This window comes from Kitasatospora sp. NPDC088346, from assembly GCF_044740765.1.
Classification (GTDB): domain Bacteria; phylum Actinomycetota; class Actinomycetes; order Streptomycetales; family Streptomycetaceae; genus Kitasatospora.
Window position 1 is genome coordinate 38,686 of sequence record NZ_JBIURH010000001.1, and the last position, 15,247, is coordinate 53,932.

A 15,247-nucleotide genomic window follows, 5' to 3' on the forward strand; every position below is an offset into this window, starting at 1 on the left:
AACGCGCATGATCGCGCAACATTCTCGGTCATCGGTGCGGCGTCGGCGCAATACGCAGGCTCCCTGCACATTGCACATGCTGCACCGCCGACAACGCTTTGACCGTCACAACGGGCATCGGGCGGTTGGACTATTGCCGCCAGATGAACAGTGGACTATACCTTTGCGCATCAAAGAAACCGCCTCTGACCGGCACCTTCGCCGCTAGGCGCGCCTGAACGTACAGGAATTGACCGTCCGTCAGACCTGTCTGCATCTTCTCTCCGGACACCGAGGGGTTAGGGCACCATGGGCTCAGCAACCGAGTACAACCGTCGTGACATCTTCAAGCGGGCCGCCGGCATCGCCGTGCTCGCCGCAAGCGGCGGCTCGCTGCTCGCCGCCTGCGCCGGAGGTACCGGCAGCAGCGACAAGGGCTCCAAGGGGGCGGGCGGCTTCAACCTGACCGACGCCAAGAACCCGTTCGGCGTCAAGGACGGTGAGGGCCTGGAGGTCTTCATCTTCGACGGCGGCTACGGCAACGAGTACGCCAAGGCCTTCGAGGCGATCTACTCGAAGAGCTACCCGGGCGCGAAGATCAACCACCAGGCGGACAAGGACGTCACCGGCAAGCTGCAGCCCCGCTTCAACGCGGGCAGCCCGCCGGACGTGATCGACGACTCCGGCGCCAAGCAGATCAAGCTGGACGTGCTGGCCGACTCCAACCAGCTGACCGAGCTGACCCCGCTGCTGGACTCGCCGTACATCGACGACCCGACGAAGAAGATCCGCGACGTGCTGATGCCGGGCACCGTCGAGTCCGGCACCCTCAAGGGCAAGGTCTACAACCTGTCCTACGTCTACACCGTGTGGGGGTTCTGGTACTCCAACAAGCTCTTCAAGGACAAGGGCTGGACGGCGCCGAAGACCTGGGCGGAGTTCATCGACCTCTGCGGCAAGATCAAGGCCGCGGGCATCGCGCCGGTCGCGCACCAGGGCAAGTACCCGTACTACATCAACGTCGTCATGATGGACATGATCGCCAAGCAGGGCGGCCTGGACCTCATGAAGCGGATCGACAGCCTGGACGCCACCGCGTGGGACGACCCGGCCGTCAAGACCGTGGTCGAGGCGTTCTACCAGATCGTCTCCAAGGACTACCTGCTCCCCGGCACCAACGGCATGACCCACACCGAGTCGCAGACCGCGTGGAACCAGTACAAGGCGGCCTTCATCCCGTCCGGCTCCTGGCTGGAGAACGAGCAGCTCGCCTCCACCCCGGCCGACTTCGACATGGCGTTCCTGCCGATGCCGTCGCTGCCCGGCGACAAGCTGCCCTTCGAGGCGATCCGGGCCGGTGCGGGCGAGCCCTTCATCATCCCGGCCAAGGCCAAGAACGTCGCGGGCGGCCTGGAGTTCCTGCGGATGATGCTGACCAAGGAGGCCTCGGGCAAGTTCGCCCAGACCGCCAACAGCCTGACCTGTCTCAAGGACGGCGTCGGCCCGGAGGTCAAGCTCAAGCCGGGCACCGCGTCCACCGTGGTCGCGCTCAAGGCGGCCGCCGCGAACACCTTCAACTTCCAGTACCCCAACACCGCGAGCAAGTTCGACGAGGACCTGCAGAACGCCTCCGGCGAGCTGATGGCGGCGCGCATCGATCCCGCCGAGTGGATCAAGCGGGCCAAGGAGTCGGCCACCAAGAACAAGACCGCCTGACCAGCGGAGTCACCGTACGCACCGGGGGCCCCGAACCGCCCCCGGTGCGTCACGCCTGAGAACAGGAGAAGTGGCGATGCGTCACGGCAAGTACCCCTTCATCGTGGGGTTCCTCTTTCTTCCGATCGTGCTGTACGTCGGCCTGGTGCTCTGGCCGTACGCCCAGACCTTCGGATACTCCCTGACCGACTGGTCGGGGCAGAGCCAGGAGATGAACTTCGTCGGCCTGGACAACTACGCGAAACTCCTCGATGACGAGGTCTTCCTCGGCGCGATCTGGCACAACCTGCTGCTGCTCGTCCTGCTGCCGGTGATCACCATCCTGATCGCGCTGTTCTTCGCCTTCATGCTCAACGTCGGCGGCCGCAGCGGCACCGGCGGCGTGCAGGGCGTCCGCGGCGCCTCCTTCTACAAGGTGGTCTTCTTCTTCCCGCAGGTGCTCTCGATCGCCATCCTCGCGGTGCTGTGGGGCGCGGTCTACCGCACCGACGGCGCGGGCCTGGCGAACGGTGTCCTGATCAAGCTGGGACTGGCCGACGCGGCGCACCCGGTGCAGTGGCTGTCCGACCCCGACATGGTCATGTGGTGCGTGCTCGCGGTACTGGTCTGGTCCGGCGTCGGCTTCTACCTGGTGCTGTTCTCGGCGGCCATGCAGGGCATCCCGAAGGACATCTACGAGGCGGCCCTGCTGGACGGCGCCAAGCGAGGCCAGACCTTCCTGAGGATCACCCTGCCGCTGCTCTGGGAGACCGTCCAGACGGCCTGGGTCTACCTCGCGATCGTCGCGATGGACGCCTTCGCGCTGGTCTCCAGCATCACTCCCGGCGCCTACTTCGGCGGCGGCCCTGACCACCACAGCGAGTTGATCTCCACGTACCTGATGCGCAGCTTCCTGCGCAACGGCGAGGCCGGCTACGCCTGCGCCATGGGTGTGGTGATCTTCTTCTTCACGCTGATCCTGTCCGTCGTCTCGCTCTGGGCCACCAAGCGCGACCGGATCGAGTACTGAGCGGGGCCATCGACATGAGCACTAGCATCGACAAGACCGCGACCGTTCCCGCCCAGCGCCCCGGCGGGCGCCCGAAGGCCGACCGGACGACGCGCTTCGCCGAGGGCGGGGGCGTGCTGAACGCCTTCTCGCACGGGTTCCTCGCCGTCTGGGCCCTGCTGATCATCTTCCCGCTGGTCTGGGTCGTCCTCGGCTCCTTCAAGACCGACGCGCAGATCAACAGCAGCGCCTGGAGCTGGCCGGCGTCCTGGGGCTTCAAGGCGTTCTCCACCGCCTGGTCCAAGGGCATCGGCGGGTTCTTCGTCAACACCCTGATCGTGCTGGCCGGTTCACTCACCCTGACCATGCTGCTCGGCGGCATGGCCGCCTACGTGCTGGCCCGGTACGAGTTCAAGGGCAGCAAGGCGATCTACTACCTGTTCGTGGCCGGCTCGATGTTCCCGGTCTACCTGGCCCTGGTGCCGCTGTTCTTCATGGTCCGCAACCTCGGTGAGATCTCCCCGATCCTCGGCCTGAACAGCTACCTCGGCCTGATCCTGGTGTACACGGCGTACTCGCTGCCGTTCACCGTCTTCTTCCTGTACTCGTTCTTCCGCACCCTGCCGACCGCCGTGCACGAGGCGGCGATGCTGGACGGCTGCTCGCACTCCCGGGCGTTCTTCCAGATCATGGTCCCGATGGCGAAGCCCGGCCTGATCAGCGTCGGCATCTTCAACGTGCTCGGCCAGTGGAACCAGTACATCCTGCCGGTCACCCTGATGCAGCCCACCCAGGCGGGCGAGGCGGACCACTCGGTGCTCGCCCAGGGCCTGGTCAACCTGGCCCTGCAGTCCGGCTACAAGTCGGACGCGCCGGCCCTGTTCGCCGGCATGACCATCGCGATGCTGCCGGTGCTGGTGGTCTACCTCTCCTTCCAGCGCCAGGTCCAGGCCGGTCTGACCTCGGCCACCCTGAAGTAGCCCGACCGTGCCCGCGCGACGGCCGCCCGGATCTCCCGGGCGGCCGTCGCGCGTCTGCGGGGCCGGACGTCAGCCGCGGTCGCAGTGCTGCGCGCGCAGCGCCCGGGCCAGGTTGTCCCGGCACTCCAGCACCAGGCGGCGCAGCGCCGGGGCGGCGCCCGGGTGCCCGTCCAGCCAGGCGTCGGTGGCGTCCAGGGTCTGCTGCTCGGTCTGCAGGCGCGGGAAGAAGCCGCCGACGATCCGCATCGCGATCTCGATGCTGCGCTGCTCCCAGACCGACTCCAGCAGCTCGAAGTACGGCGCGGTGTAACCGGCCGTCAGCTCCCGCTGGTTGGGCTGGGCGAAGCCCGCGATCTGGGCCTCCACCAGGGCGTTCGGCAGCTCGTCGGAGTCCACCACCGCCGACCAGGCCGCCGCCTTGGCCCCCGGGGTGGGCAGCGCCGCCAGGCACTTGACCGCCCGCTGCCGGCCGCTGGCGGTGTTGTCGCGCTCCAGCTCGGTGCCGATCTCCTCGGGCGTGGCCCGGCCGGCCGCGGCCAGGGTGAGCCAGAACTCCCAGCGCAGCTCCTGGTCGACGGCCAGACCGTCGATCCGGCCGGTGCCGCCCAGCAGGCCGGCCAGCAGCTGGAGGTGCTCGGCGCCGTCGGCGGTCGAGGCGAGGAAGCGGGCCCAGGAGAGCTGGTGGTCGCTGCCGGGCTCGGCCGCGCGCAGCTCGCGCAGCGCGCACTCGGCGAGCAGCCGGCCGCCCTCGGCCCGCCAGTCGGGGGCGGCGTACAGGTCCAGGGCGGACTTGGCCTGCTGGTGCAGCGACTGCAGGACACCGATGTCCGACTCCTGCCCGGCGAAGCGCAGCACCAGGTCCAGGTAGTCGCGGGCGGGCATCAGCGCGTCCCGGGTGAGGTTCCACGCGGCGGACCAGGCCAGCGCGCGGGCGAGCGGGTCGGTGAGCGAGCCCAGGGCGGTGCGCAGGGTCGTCAGCGACACCTCGTCGAAGCGGATCTTGCAGTAGGTCAGGTCCTCGTCGTTGACCAGCACCAGGGCCGGCCGCGGACGGCCGGAGGCCTCGGGGACGGACGTCCGGGCGCCCGCCACGTCCAGCTCGATCCGCCCGGTGCGCACCAGCGCGCCGGCCTCGTCGTGGTCGTACAGGCCGACCGTCACGCGGTGCGGGCGCAGCGTGTCGCCGTCCTGGAGCACGGCCAGCTCGGTGATCCGGCCGTCGGCGTCGCAGACCACCTGCGGGGTGAGCGAGTTGACGCCCGACGTCTGCAGCCAGGCGGCGGTCCAGGCCTTGAGGTCGCGGCCGCTGGTCTCCTCCAGCGCGGCCAGCAGGTCGGTCAGGACGGTGTTGCCGAAGGTGTGCCGCCGGAAGTAGCGGCGGGCGCCCTCGAAGAAGGCGTCCCGGCCGACGTACGCCACCAGCTGCTTGAGCACCGCGGCGCCCTTGGCGTAGGTGATCCCGTCGAAGTTGAGCTTGGCGTCCTCCAGGTCCCGGATGTCCGCCGTGATCGGGTGCGTGGTCGGGTACTGGTCCTGCTGGTACGCCCAGGCCTTGCGGCGGTTGGCGAAGGTGATCCAGGCGGACCGGTAGCGGGTGCCCGCGCCGATCAGCCCGTAGGAGCCCATGAAGTCGGCGAAGGACTCCTTCAGCCAGAGGTCGTCCCACCACTTCATGGTGACCAGGTCGCCGAACCACATGTGGGCCATCTCGTGCAGCACCACGTTGGCCCGGCCCTCGTACGCGGCCTCGGTGACCTTGGAGCGGAAGACGAACTCCTCGCGGAAGGTGACGCAGCCCGGGTTCTCCATCGCGCCGATGTTGTACTCGGGGACGAAGCACTGGTCGTACTTGCCGAACGGGTACGGGTAGTCGAACTCCTCGTGGAAGAAGTCCAGGCCCTGCTTGGTGACGGTGAGGATCTCGTCCGCGTCGAAGAAGCCGGCCAGCGACTTGCGGCAGGTCGCGGCGAGCGGGATCTCCAGGGTGCTGCCGTCGGGCAGTTCGCGGCTGTAGTGGTCGCGCACCACGTGGTACGGGCCGGCCACCACGGCGGTCAGGTAGGTGGAGATCGGCCGGGTGGGGGCGAACCGCCAGGTCCGGGCGTCGCCCTCGCTCTGCACGCTCTCGTGCACCGCGTTGGCGTACACGTCCCAGGCGGCCGCCGCGGTGACCGTGAAGGTGAACGGCGCCTTCAGGTCAGGCTGCTCGAAGTTGGCGAACACCCGCCGGGCGTCGGCCGGTTCGAAGTGGGTGTACAGGTACGTCTCGCCGTCGACCGGGTCGACGAACCGGTGCAGGCCCTCGCCGGTCCGGCTGTACGCGCAGTCCGCCTCGACCACCAGCAGGTTGTGTCCGGCGAGCCCGTCGAGTGCGACCCGGTGCCCGTCGAAGACCTTCGCCGGGTCGAGCTCCCGGCCGTTCAGGGTGACCGAGCGGACGGCCGGCGCGAGCAGGTCCGCGAAGCTGCTCGCACCCGGCTCGGCGGCGTCGAAGGCGATGGTGGTGGTGGACCGGAAGGTCGCCGCTCCGGGGTCGGGAGCGGAGCTCAGGTCGAGGTGGACGCGGTAGCTCTCCACCTCGATCAGTCCGGCTCGCTTCTGGGCTTCGTCGCGGCTCAGGTTCTTGCCCGGCACGGTGGTACTCCTGTCCGTATCAAGCCTTCGTGAGGCTGGGGTGCCGGCGCATCCTTTCATGCCCGACGCCCCGTACCATTGCACAGTGCCGACAGGAATCAGCCCGGGGTCGCGGGTGTTGTGCTCCTAGGTCAGAGCGACCCGCATCCGTTGACTGAAGGGCACTGTCCGTGACGACTGCCGACTCCCGCAAGATCGCCGACTTCTGGTTCGACCCGATCTGCCCCTGGGCCTGGATGACCTCCCGCTGGATGCTGGAGGTCGAGCAGCTGCGCCCGGTGGACACCAAGTGGCACGTGATGAGCCTGTCCGTGCTCAACGAGAACCGCGACGACCTGCCGGACAGGTACAAGGAGCTGCTGGGCAAGGGCTGGGGCCCGGTCCGCGTCCTGATCGCCGCCGCGCAGCAGCACGGCGACAAGGTGCTCGGCCCGCTCTACACCGAGCTCGGCACCCGCTTCCACAACCAGGGCCTGCCGAACGAGCGGGCGACCATCGAGGCGGCGCTGACCGCCGCCGGCCTGCCGGTGGAGCTGGCCGACGCCGCCGACACCGACGCCTACGACGAGGCCCTGCGCGCCTCCCACCAGGAGGGCATCTCGCTGGTCGGCGAGGACGTCGGCACCCCGGTGATCGCGGTCGACGGCCCGGACGGCGACCGGGTCGCCTTCTTCGGCCCGGTGGTCACCCCCACCCCGCGCGGCGAGCAGGCCGCCCGGCTGTGGGACGGCACCGTCCTGGTCGCCTCCACCCCCGGCTTCTACGAGATCAAGCGCACCCGGACGGCCGGCCCGTCCTTCGAGTGACGTTCTCCCGGTGACGTTCTCCTGGTGACGTCCTTCGGGTGACGCCCCGCCCGCACCGACGGAAGGGCCCGGTACGCACCTCGCGTACCGGGCCCTTCCGTCCGTCACCGCCGGGGCGTCAGACGGCGCGCCGCCTGCGGAACCGGCCGATCGCGGCCAGCGTCGCGGTGAGCCCGAGCGTGAAGTAGAGCTGGACCCGGTTGCCGCCGTCCAGGGTCATCAGGGCCAGCACGGAGACGATGCCCGCCAGCGTCAGCCAGGTGAGGTACGGGAACGCCCACATCCGCACGGTCAGCTGTTCGGGCGCCTCGCGCTCCAGCCGCCGGCGCATCCGCAGCTGGGCGACGGCGATGAAGGCCCAGACCACCAGCACCGCGGCGCCGACCATGTTGAGCAGCCAGCTGAACACGGTGGTCGGCCACCAGTAACTGAGCAGCACGGCGAGGAAGCCGAACGCCGAGGAGGCCAGCACCGCGAGCCGCGGCACGCCGCCGCTCACCCGGGCCAGCGCCCTGGGGCCCTGGCCGCGGCGCACCAGCGAGTACGCCATTCGCGAGGAGCCGTAGATGTTGGCGTTCATCGCGGACAGCAGCGCGATCAGCACCACCACGTTCATCAGCTGGCCGGATCCGGTGATGCCGATCCGGTCCAGCACCGCGACGTACGGGCCGGGCTTGACCACCGACGGGTCGTTCCACGGCACCAGGGTCACGATGACCGCCATCGAGCCGACGTAGAACAGGGCGATCCGCCACATCGCGGTGCGGACGGCGGTGGCCACGCTGCGCCGGGGGTCCTCGGACTCGGCCGCCGCGATGGTCACCGTCTCCAGGCCGCCGTACGCGAACACCGAGGCCAGCAGGCCGGTGATCAGGCCGGTGGTGCCGTGCGGGAAGAAGCCTCCGCTGCCGGTCAGGTTAGCGGTGCCGGGGGACGAAGTCCCGGGCAGCACACCGGTGATGGCGAGCACCCCGATGACCAGGAAGGCCGCGATGGCGGTCACCTTCACGGCCGCGAACCAGAACTCGAACTCGCCGAAGTTCTTCACGGCGGCCAGGTTGGTGGCGCAGAAGAAGCTCATGAAGACGGCGACCCAGATCCAGGACGGCACCCCGGGCAGCCAGCTGCCCATGATCCCGGCGGCGCCGATCGCCTCGGCGCCGACCCCGACGCACAGCAGGGTCCAGAACAGCCAGCCGACGGTGAGCCCGGCCCAGGGGCCGATCTCCCGGTCGGCGTGCACCGAGAAGGAGCCGCTGGCGGGGTGGGCGGCGGACATCTCGCCGAGCATCCGCATCACCAGCATCACCAGCAGGCCGGAGATGGCGAAGGCCAGCACGATCGAGGGGCCGGCGGCCGCGATGCCCGCGCCCGAGCCGACGAAGAGGCCGGCGCCGATCACGCCGCCGAGCGCGATCATCGAGAGGTGGCGCGGCTTGAGGCCGTGCGAGAGCTGGCCGTCGGCGGCCGGGGTGCCGGCGGCCGGCGGGGCGGCGGTGGTGGTCGTGACGGGGGAGGCGACAGGATCGTCGGACCGCTCCAGGGAGGGCGGCTGCGTGGGGGTCGACATCGGGTCGGATCCAGACTGTTCGGATAGCGGAGACTCCGGACCACTATTCGGTATGGCGGCGGACCGGCCAAGGTGCGCGCCGAAACGGCCGCCATCCGGACGCTGTTGTGACCGAAAGTGAACGCCTGATTGCGCAGATGTGTCCGAATCAGGCTGGATCCGACAAGCGAGGCCCTGACGGTTTGTCGGTTGCCGACGCCGGTCCGACCCCTTCCCAGCGCGTAGGTTCACAACTGTTCACCTGACCCGACGTGCCCGAACGGAAGATCCAGCCCATGGCCAGCGCCACCGCCACCTCCGCACCGTCCGCCGCCGTCCTCGCCGACCTGCTGCCGGGCGCGACGACCCGACTCGGGGCACAGGCCCGCGAACTGGCCCTGGTGGCCGGCGGCGCCGCGTTCACCGGGCTCGCCGCGCAGCTCTCCGTCACCGTCCCCGGCTCCCCGGTGCCGGTCACCGGCCAGACCTTCGCCGCCCTGCTGGTCGGCACCGCGCTGGGCACCCGCCGCGGAGTCGCCTCGCTCGGCCTCTACCTGCTCGCCGGCATGGCGGGCCTGCCCTGGTTCGCCCAGGCCAGCTCCGGCTGGGCCATGCCCAGCCTCGGCTACGTCATCGGCTTCGTCCTCGCCGCTGGCCTCACCGGCGCCCTCGCCCGCCGGGGCGCCGACCGCAGCCCGCTGCGCACCGCCGCCGCGATGGTCCTCGGCAACCTGGCGATCTACGCCGTCGGCGTCCCCTACCTCGCCGTCGCCCTGCACGTCCCGCTCGCCCGCGCCGCCGAACTCGGCCTCTACCCCTACCTGGTGGGCGACGCCCTCAAGGCCGTCCTGGCGATGGGCGCCCTCCCGCTGACCTGGAAGCTCCTGGGCCGCCGCGGCTGATCGGGGCACCGGGCCGGGTCGGCTGCCGACCCGGCCCCCGCCGCGTGCCACACTCATACCCATGCGCGTGTACCTGGGCTCCGACCATGCCGGATACGAACTGAAGAACCACCTTGTCGAGTGGCTCAAGGGGGCCGGCCACGAGCCGGTCGACTGCGGGCCGCACATCTACGACGCGGAGGACGACTACCCGCCGTTCTGCCTGCGCGCCGCCGAGCGCACCGCCGCCGACGCCGAGGCCCTCGGCGTCGTCATCGGCGGCTCCGGAAACGGCGAGGCGATCGCCGCCAACAAGGTCAAGGGCGTCCGTGCGGCGCTGGCCTGGAGCGAGCAGACCGCCGCCCTCGGCCGGGAGCACAACAACGCCAACGTGATCAGCGTCGGCGGCCGGATGCACACCCTCGACGAGGCCACCAAGTTCGTCGAGATCTTCCTCAACACCCCCTACAGCGGCGAGGCCCGGCACACCCGCCGGATCGAGATGCTGAGCGAGTACGAGACCACCGGCGAGCTCCCCCCGATCCCGGCCCACCACCCCCAGGGCTGATCCGGCTCCACCCGACCCGCTCCACCCCTGTTCCGTCCCACCCTCGACCGCTGCCGCACGGGCCGTCAGAACCCGTGCGGCAGCCAGGGCGCCAGGTCCGAGGCGAACGCCCGCGAGGCGTCCGCGAGCGCACCCTCGCGCAGCTCGGTCACCCGGCCCGCCGCCGCGAGCGCCGCGAGCGTCACCCCGCCGAGGTAGGCCGAGCCCAGCGTCCGCACGTCCAGGGACAGTTCGGCCGGCCGGTCGGTGCGCTCACAGCTCGTCCCCTTGCCCGGGCCGTCGCTCCGCAGCCGCCGGCGTCCGGTGTTCCACGGGCAGAACCCGTCCGCCACCTCCAGCACCACGTCCAACGGCGTGGCGTAACCGCGCTGCGCGAGCGCCGCGTCGACGTCGACCAGCCGGACGAACAGCGCGTCCTGCACCCGGGGCTCCAGCCGGCGGGGGTCGGAGGCGAGGTGCAGCAACGGGTCGTCGACCGGCCGGTTCGGGGCGGTCACCCGCTCCGTCAGGTCCAGCTCCAGCAGGTAGGACCAGAGCGCGGCGTACACCTGCGGGGACAGCGCGTCGACGTCGCGCACCCGGACCGAGCCCGCCGCGTTCTCTTTGACCCAGGCGCTCTTCACCGCGTACCGGGCGTACCCCAGCAGCCGGCCGCTGCCGCGCTCCTCGGCGAGCACGCACTGCAGCGCGGAGTGGCCGTCGCGCGAGCCGGGGGCGTCCAGCAGCGGCACCCGCTCCCACCCGGGCCCGCGCTCCAGCATCCCGGGGCGGCGCGGCACCAGGCTCGCGTACAACTCCTCGCAGGCGGGGCCGGCGGCCACCGGATCGGCCAGCCGCAGCCGCAGCGCCGGGGCTCCGGCCGCCGCCGGGACGTCCACGGCGACCCGGCCGCGCGGCGCGGTCACCGCCATCCGCCAGCTCCCCACGCCGTAACCGAACCGCCCGTAGATGGCCGGTTCGGACGCGGTCAGCACGGCGAGCGACTCACCCCGCGCCCGGACGTCGTCGAGCTGGCGCCGCATCAGCGCGGTGAGCGCCCCGCGCCGGCGGTGGGTCGGCAGCACCCCGACCATGGTCACGCCCGCGGTCGGCAGCACCGCGCCGCCGGGCACCGCCATCCGGAAGCTGAACGCGGCGGCGCCACCGACGATCCCGTTCCCCTCGCAGACGGCCAGCGAACGGTCGACCTCGGTCAGCCGCCGCCACAGTGCCCGTTCCTCCGGCTGCTCCTGCTCACCGCCGAACGCGGTCTCCAGCGTGCCGTACCAGCCGTCCCACTCCTCGGCGGTCAGCAGGCGGACGGTCAGGAACGAGGACGCGCGCGTGTCGGCTGTCATGGGCCCACAGCTACCAGCTCATCGGTACGAGCGCGACCGACTTTTGCGACATGTCCGGTCGAATGCGGTCACCGCCGCAGCCGTCCGAAACGGTGGCGCGCACCCGCCCCGCACCCGCCCCGACCACCGGCGCAGCGGCCGGGACGGCGGCCGAAAGGCACCGGGCCGCGGCCCGGCCGCACCCGCCGGCACCGTCCACCCCGTCGACGCCGGGCGCGAGCGGTGGATAAGGTCGGACCTCATGGCTGGCAGCAAGCCGGGCGCACCGCCCCAGACGACTGCGACGGGCCCGGCCGCAACGGCAGCCGCGGAGCCGGTCGCGGCCCTCCTGCGCGCCAGTCTCCTGCGGGCCCGGCGCCGGGTGCGCCGCGCAGGCGTCGACTACTTCCGCGGCGACGGTGCCGACTGGCTCGCCTTCGCCGCCTTCCTGCTCGCCATCCCGCTGCTGGTGCTGCTGAACGTCTGGATCCCGGCCTGGGCACCGCCCACCGCCCTCGTCCTGCCGATCCTGGCCGGCGCCATGCTGCTGCGCCCCGGCACCCTGGTCCTGCTCTACGGCGCCGCCGCGCTCGGCCTGTCCACCGAGTCCCTGATCCACACCGGCGAGCGGGTCGCCAGCAACCACCCCGAGGAGTACGTCTACGGGGTGACCCCCGGAGCCGCCCTGGTGGTCGGCGCGGTCGGCGTGGCCGGGCTGCTGGTCGCCCAGTTCCGAAGCCGGGTCGGAGTGCCCTGGCGCGGCGGCGGTTCGATGCTGTTCGACCTGCGCGAGCGGATCCGGGTCCAGGGCCGGGTCCCGGCCCTGCCCGAGGGCTGGCACGTCGACCTGGCGCTGCGCCCGGCCGGCGGCCAGTCCTTCTCCGGGGACTTCGTGGTCGCCGCCCGGACCGGCCCCGGCCGCCGCGTGCTGGAGGCCGTCCTGGCGGACGTCTCCGGCAAGGGCATGGACGCCGGCTCGCGGGCCCTGCTGCTCTCCGGCGCGTTCGGCGGCCTGCTCGGCTCGCTGCCGGCCCACGACTTCCTCCCCGCCGCCAACGGCTACCTGCTCCGCCAGGACTGGGACGAGGGCTTCGCCACCGCCGTCCACCTCGTCCTCGACCTCGACACCGGCGAGTACGAGCTGCTCTCGGCCGGCCACCTGCCCGGAATGCAGCGGCTCGCCGGCGCCGGCCGCTGGGAGGTCCAGGAGGCCGAGGGGCCGCTGCTCGGGGTCTACGACGGCGCCAAGTTCGACGGCGTCCGCGGACGGCTCGGCCACGGCGACGTCCTGCTGCTGTGCACCGACGGCATGGTCGAGGTGCCCGGCCGCGACCTGACCGAGGGCATGGACCGGCTGATGGGCGAGGCCGACCGGCTGGTGGCCGGCGCCCAGCTCGGCGCCGGCAGCCGCGGTGCGGCGGGCCGGCTGATCGAGACGGTCGCCAAGGACGTCAACGACGACCGGGCGGTCCTGCTGATCTGGCGGCAGTGAGCCGACAGCAGGTGAGCCGTGAGCCGTGGGCCGTGAGCAGGTGGGAGCGGGCAGCAGGGGTCGGGCCGGCACGCGGCCTCGCGGCGGTGACCCCGGGCTGTCAATCGAGAGTGGTGATCTTCGGCCATTCCTGACACCCGACCGCCCGGCCGGACGGTGCCCGGTCGGCCCGCAGGTCTGCGGTGATCGGCCGGGTGCGGCGGCTTCCGCCGGTACTTCGCGGGCGCTCGGCCGGCCCCTGCCGACAGCCCGTCAGAAGTCCTCCGCTAGGGTCGCGGACGGCGGAAACTCGTCCCACATGGCGGGATCTTGGGCGCAGGCTTCCGGCCAGACCTTTACGGAGTCCGCACGAGCGACCACACTGAGTCCGGGTGGGCTGGTCGAGACTCGGGGGATTGGGGGCGAATCGTGCGTCACGCGGCTATGGTCGGGCGGCTGCGGAGGCCCTCGTGGCGCTCCGGTCGCGGCGGGACGACCCGTCCGCCAGGGACCGTCCGGTTCCACCCCGCGCCCCGCCACGAAATGAGGAAGTGAATCCGGGTGGCCTTCTCCGTCTCCGCGCTGGTGTTGTTCGGCATCATCGTCGTCATCTTCATCCGTAACAAGCAGCTGAAGACCAGCCACGCGATCATCGCGGCGCTGTTCGGCTTCATGGTGAGCCAGTCGACGGCTGCCAAGCCGATCCAGGACTTCCTCACCCAGCTCGCCTCGACGATCTCCTCCGTCGCGGGCTGACCCCACCAGGGTCCGTCCTGGGGACCGGTCGGCCGCTGCGCCGTCCGGTGCTCTGTCCTGCCCTCGCGCAGGACCGGACGGACGAGCTGCGCCGGCGGGTCAGCCGCGCCGCGCCCCGGGGCGACGCCAGCGGTCGAGCAGCCTCGGGCGCCGGCCCGTGACCGCCCCGCGCACGGCCCCGGCGCCGTGCGGTGCCGCCGCCGCGGGCCGCTCGACGGGTTCCGACGGATCGGCCGACTCGGCCACCAGCAGGATGAACAGCCGTGCCCAGCACAGCCGTTCACCGCGCGGCCAGTCCAGTGTGCGCAGCGCGGCCGAGGCCCGGTCGGAGACGACGCCGTTCACCCGGACCTCGGCGACGTCCTCGCCCACCCGGCCGCCGAGGAACAGCTTCACACCGTTCACCTGCGGTCCGGTCAGCTCCTGGCGCAGCGCGTCCGCCAGCGCCGGCAGTGGCTGGTGGTCCTCCAGCCAGTCCGCCAGTCGGCGTGATCCGAAGCCGAACACCGCGGCCGGGCCCTGCACCGCCTGCCAGCCGGGCAACTCGGCCGACCGGTAACGGTCGCCGAACTCACCCCGACTGTCCAGCAGTTCGACCACGGCGGTGGCCGTGGTGGTGGCCCACATCCGGACGGCGTTGTCGAGCTGCTCCTCCTCGGTGCGGCCGAGCCCGGCCGCGCAGTCCCACACCACCGGGCCGTCGGCCCGGCCCAGCTGCAGCACGTAGCCGAGGTCGACGTGGCCCGTTCCGCCGTCGCCGGGGTGCTCCCGTACCGCCACGGCCGTGGTGCCCGGCCCGCGCAGCAGCTCGCCGTCGACCGTGAACGCCTGCCCGAAGCGCGTCATTTCGCGGATCACGCTGCGCTGTATGACGTCCAGTCGGTGCTGCGGGCGCACGGGCCGGCTCCTTGCTCAACGGTGAGGGGATCGAACGCGTGTGAGGCTATCGGCCGCCGCCCGGTCGCGGGAAACCAGCGCACACCTGGCGCCGTCTCAGCTCCGCCGGGGCCGGGGGCCGGGATGCTCCTCGGCGGCGCCGCCCGGGTCGTGGCCGGGGGGCGTGCGGGGGTGCCGCGGTCTGCGACCGCGCAGGCCTTCGACAGCTGCATGGGTGGCTCATGCTCGTGACAGTGGGCGTCGGGGCGGGTGACGCGAGTCACCTTCGATTCCACAGCGGCCACCGGGGGGTGACCCGGCGGTCGCGGGCGGTGAAATCCGGTACTCGCCGTGCGTGCCCACGTGCCCGGAGTGAGCGTTCCGGCTGCGGTCGGCCCATGGGTCACAGCGGAGCGTGACCTTCGGCCCAAGTGATCTTATGTCCGTTTCGCTCCTTACGCACCGTCACTTGCTCCGTACACGGTTCATGGGTTTTGCTTCGTGACCTGCCCGGCAAACGTCGGGCAGGGCCACCGGGTGGAACGCCGAGTCCTGCCGCTGCCCGGGGCCGACGCACACCATCCGTGCACGGCAGGAGCGGGGGACCCAGGTAAGTGCCGTTCCGGAATCTTCCGGGCCGGCTTGGGGTGAAGCCGTGTCTTTTTCACGGCCGGGCGATCTCCCGTCCGAACCCGACAGCTCACCTCGTAGGCGTCGGAGAGGAACC

Annotated in this window: 12 protein-coding genes and 1 riboswitch; of the genes, 8 read left to right on the top strand and 4 right to left on the bottom strand. The window is 71.4% G+C overall.

Going from position 1 to position 15,247, the window contains the following annotated elements; translation table 11 throughout:
- The first annotated feature begins 288 nt into the window (after positions 1–288).
- The 3 genes from ngcE to ACIOFR_RS00170 all read left to right on the top strand — a co-directional run bounded on the left by ngcE (position 289) and on the right by ACIOFR_RS00170 (position 3,663).
- Entirely contained in the window at positions 289–1,695 is a 1,407-nt protein-coding gene (gene ngcE, locus ACIOFR_RS00160; protein WP_400991327.1) for an N-acetylglucosamine/diacetylchitobiose ABC transporter substrate-binding protein, read from the top strand.
- 76 nt (positions 1,696–1,771) lie between these two features.
- Positions 1,772–2,704, top strand: coding sequence for a carbohydrate ABC transporter permease (locus ACIOFR_RS00165; RefSeq protein ID WP_400991329.1), 933 nt, complete (start codon positions 1,772–1,774; stop codon positions 2,702–2,704).
- A 14-nt stretch (positions 2,705–2,718) separates the two neighbouring features.
- A complete protein-coding gene (locus tag ACIOFR_RS00170) occupies positions 2,719–3,663 on the top strand; it encodes a carbohydrate ABC transporter permease (protein WP_400991331.1) in 945 nt (314 codons plus the stop codon).
- Positions 3,664–3,732: 69 nt separating this feature from the next.
- On the opposite strand, the gene pepN is transcribed toward ACIOFR_RS00170, so the two are convergent.
- On the bottom strand, positions 3,733–6,297 hold the full coding sequence (gene pepN / locus ACIOFR_RS00175) for an aminopeptidase N (RefSeq protein ID WP_400991333.1): 2,565 nt from the start codon (positions 6,295–6,297) through the stop codon (positions 3,733–3,735).
- Positions 6,298–6,467: 170 nt separating this feature from the next.
- Here pepN and ACIOFR_RS00180 point away from each other — a divergent pair, with 170 nt between their 5' ends.
- Entirely contained in the window at positions 6,468–7,103 is a 636-nt protein-coding gene (locus ACIOFR_RS00180; RefSeq protein WP_400991334.1) for a disulfide bond formation protein DsbA, read from the top strand.
- Between the two features lie 118 nt (positions 7,104–7,221).
- On the opposite strand, the gene ACIOFR_RS00185 is transcribed toward ACIOFR_RS00180, so the two are convergent.
- Positions 7,222–8,673: an amino acid permease gene (locus ACIOFR_RS00185; protein WP_400991336.1), complete on the bottom strand. Its 1,452-nt coding sequence runs from the start codon at positions 8,671–8,673 to the stop codon at positions 7,222–7,224.
- A gap of 275 nt (positions 8,674–8,948) precedes the next feature.
- Here ACIOFR_RS00185 and ACIOFR_RS00190 point away from each other — a divergent pair, with 275 nt between their 5' ends.
- Both ACIOFR_RS00190 and ACIOFR_RS00195 read left to right on the top strand, forming a co-directional pair.
- Complete coding sequence (locus tag ACIOFR_RS00190) at positions 8,949–9,554, top strand: biotin transporter BioY (RefSeq protein WP_400991338.1); 606 nt, start codon at positions 8,949–8,951, stop codon at positions 9,552–9,554.
- 61 nt (positions 9,555–9,615) lie between these two features.
- Positions 9,616–10,101 (top strand): ribose-5-phosphate isomerase, encoded by a 486-nt coding sequence (locus tag ACIOFR_RS00195; protein ID WP_400991340.1) that lies wholly within the window; start codon positions 9,616–9,618, stop codon positions 10,099–10,101.
- Between the two features lie 65 nt (positions 10,102–10,166).
- On the opposite strand, the gene ACIOFR_RS00200 is transcribed toward ACIOFR_RS00195, so the two are convergent.
- Positions 10,167–11,438 (bottom strand): GNAT family N-acetyltransferase, encoded by a 1,272-nt coding sequence (locus ACIOFR_RS00200; protein WP_400991341.1) that lies wholly within the window; start codon positions 11,436–11,438, stop codon positions 10,167–10,169.
- Positions 11,439–11,679: 241 nt separating this feature from the next.
- Here ACIOFR_RS00200 and ACIOFR_RS00205 point away from each other — a divergent pair, with 241 nt between their 5' ends.
- Positions 11,680–12,909 (top strand): PP2C family protein-serine/threonine phosphatase, encoded by a 1,230-nt coding sequence (locus ACIOFR_RS00205; RefSeq protein WP_400991343.1) that lies wholly within the window; start codon positions 11,680–11,682, stop codon positions 12,907–12,909.
- Positions 12,910–13,449: 540 nt separating this feature from the next.
- Positions 13,450–13,644 carry a hypothetical protein gene (locus ACIOFR_RS00210; protein WP_350640734.1) on the top strand — a complete coding sequence of 65 codons (195 nt, stop codon included), beginning with the start codon at positions 13,450–13,452 and terminating at the stop codon, positions 13,642–13,644.
- 99 nt (positions 13,645–13,743) lie between these two features.
- Here ACIOFR_RS00210 and ACIOFR_RS00215 read toward each other — a convergent pair whose 3' ends face one another.
- Positions 13,744–14,541 (bottom strand): DUF6348 family protein, encoded by a 798-nt coding sequence (locus ACIOFR_RS00215; protein WP_400991345.1) that lies wholly within the window; start codon positions 14,539–14,541, stop codon positions 13,744–13,746.
- Positions 14,542–15,086: 545 nt separating this feature from the next.
- Positions 15,087–15,247, top strand: a riboswitch (cyclic di-AMP (ydaO/yuaA leader).

Coding starts and splice junctions, on each gene's coding strand:
- ngcE (WP_400991327.1), top strand. CDS start 289: ATGGGCTCAGCAACCGAGTACAACCGTCGTGACATCTTCAAGCGGGCC.
- ACIOFR_RS00165 (WP_400991329.1), top strand. CDS start 1,772: ATGCGTCACGGCAAGTACCCCTTCATCGTGGGGTTCCTCTTTCTTCCG.
- ACIOFR_RS00170 (WP_400991331.1), top strand. CDS start 2,719: ATGAGCACTAGCATCGACAAGACCGCGACCGTTCCCGCCCAGCGCCCC.
- ACIOFR_RS00185 (WP_400991336.1), bottom strand. CDS start 8,673: ATGTCGACCCCCACGCAGCCGCCCTCCCTGGAGCGGTCCGACGATCCT.
- ACIOFR_RS00190 (WP_400991338.1), top strand. CDS start 8,949: ATGGCCAGCGCCACCGCCACCTCCGCACCGTCCGCCGCCGTCCTCGCC.
- ACIOFR_RS00195 (WP_400991340.1), top strand. CDS start 9,616: ATGCGCGTGTACCTGGGCTCCGACCATGCCGGATACGAACTGAAGAAC.
- ACIOFR_RS00200 (WP_400991341.1), bottom strand. CDS start 11,438: ATGACAGCCGACACGCGCGCGTCCTCGTTCCTGACCGTCCGCCTGCTG.
- ACIOFR_RS00205 (WP_400991343.1), top strand. CDS start 11,680: ATGGCTGGCAGCAAGCCGGGCGCACCGCCCCAGACGACTGCGACGGGC.